The organism is Mesorhizobium sp. M7A.F.Ca.US.014.04.1.1 (genome assembly GCF_003998745.1).
GTDB classification, from domain to species: Bacteria; Pseudomonadota; Alphaproteobacteria; order Rhizobiales; family Rhizobiaceae; genus Mesorhizobium; species Mesorhizobium ciceri.
In genome coordinates this window covers 1-1,178 of record NZ_RZRW01001054.1, presented here as the reverse complement: position 1 = coordinate 1,178, position 1,178 = coordinate 1, and the positions used below count along the sequence as shown (strand labels likewise).

The following is a 1,178-nucleotide window of genomic DNA, read 5'->3' as shown; positions in this document are numbered from 1 at the left end:
TCGCCCCCCCCCGCCGCGGTTCGTGCGGCCGAATCTTGCGATGAAGTCGATACCGTGTTCGATGAGTTTGTCCTCCGGACCAGTCCAGCCACGTTCCTTGGCGACTGCGAAAGCGTAAATCTGGCGAGCCGCAGTGCGCATGCGCTTGGGTTTGCCCAATGGCCTCGCATCGAAGCCCAGGGCCTCATGGAAGCCGCCGTAAACATCGTCGACGCCAGCGGTGGACCACAGCGGCAGGGTTTCTTCGAAGAGCCAGTGCTCCACGCGCTTGCGCCATGAGCCACTGATGATGATCCGGTCTTCGGAGGCAGTAAATTTCGTTTCGAGGCGTCCGCTCTTCTCCAGCTGTTCGACGATTTTTTTCACGTTCTGGCTGTGGCTGACGGGTGCGACGAATACCGCATCTGGCGTCGCCACGATCGCAACATCCTTCATCCCGACGACGGTCAGCAGTCTGCCCTGGCTTCTGAAGTAAGAGTCCTGGCAATCGATGGCGACGATATCGCCCATTGTGACATTGCCGTTGCTGTCCGTGGGGCTGGCCTCCATTAGGGATTGCCATGAGCCAAGGTCGGTCCAGTGGAACGAGGCCCTAACCATTGCGATGTCGCGCGCATGCTCCATGATTGCATAGTCGATCGAGGTCGAGGGGACGGCCAAGTAGAAGCCTTGTGTCAAATAAAGGCCCGAGACGTCGGTCCGCGCTCCCTTGTAAGCCCGTTCCGCGGCGTCCCAGATGTCGGGCTGGAACTCGAGAAAAGCCTCCCGCATGGTGTCGGCTCGAAAGAGGAAAATGCCGGCGTTCCAGTAGAATTGTCCCGAAGACATGTATTTGCGAGCCGACTTGGCGTTCGGCTTTTCGACAAAGCGCGAAACCGAGGCTACTGCGTCAGCATCTGCCGTGGTCTCGATGTAACCATATCCGGTTTCGGGATGCGTCGGCTTGATCCCGAACACGATGATCTTTCCTGAATCGGCGGCAGGCACGCCGGCCTTGACGGTTTCCCAGAATTGCGTTGTCGTCGATATCTGATGGTCGGAGGGGACCACGAGCACAAGGGCGTCGGCTCCATATTCGGAGATCGTTTGCAGGGTGGCTATGGCGACGGCGGCCGCGGTATTGCGGCCGACCGGCTCGAAGATCGGTCTGCCGCCGTTCAGGCCGAGCGGTACTAGGT

General features: G+C 59.6%; 1 protein-coding gene. It reads right to left on the bottom strand.

Annotated features, from left to right (window positions below; all coding sequences use genetic code 11):
* On the bottom strand, window positions 1-1,178 hold a 1,178-nt coding region (locus EOA22_RS34405), incomplete at both ends, for a sugar phosphate nucleotidyltransferase (protein WP_206521499.1).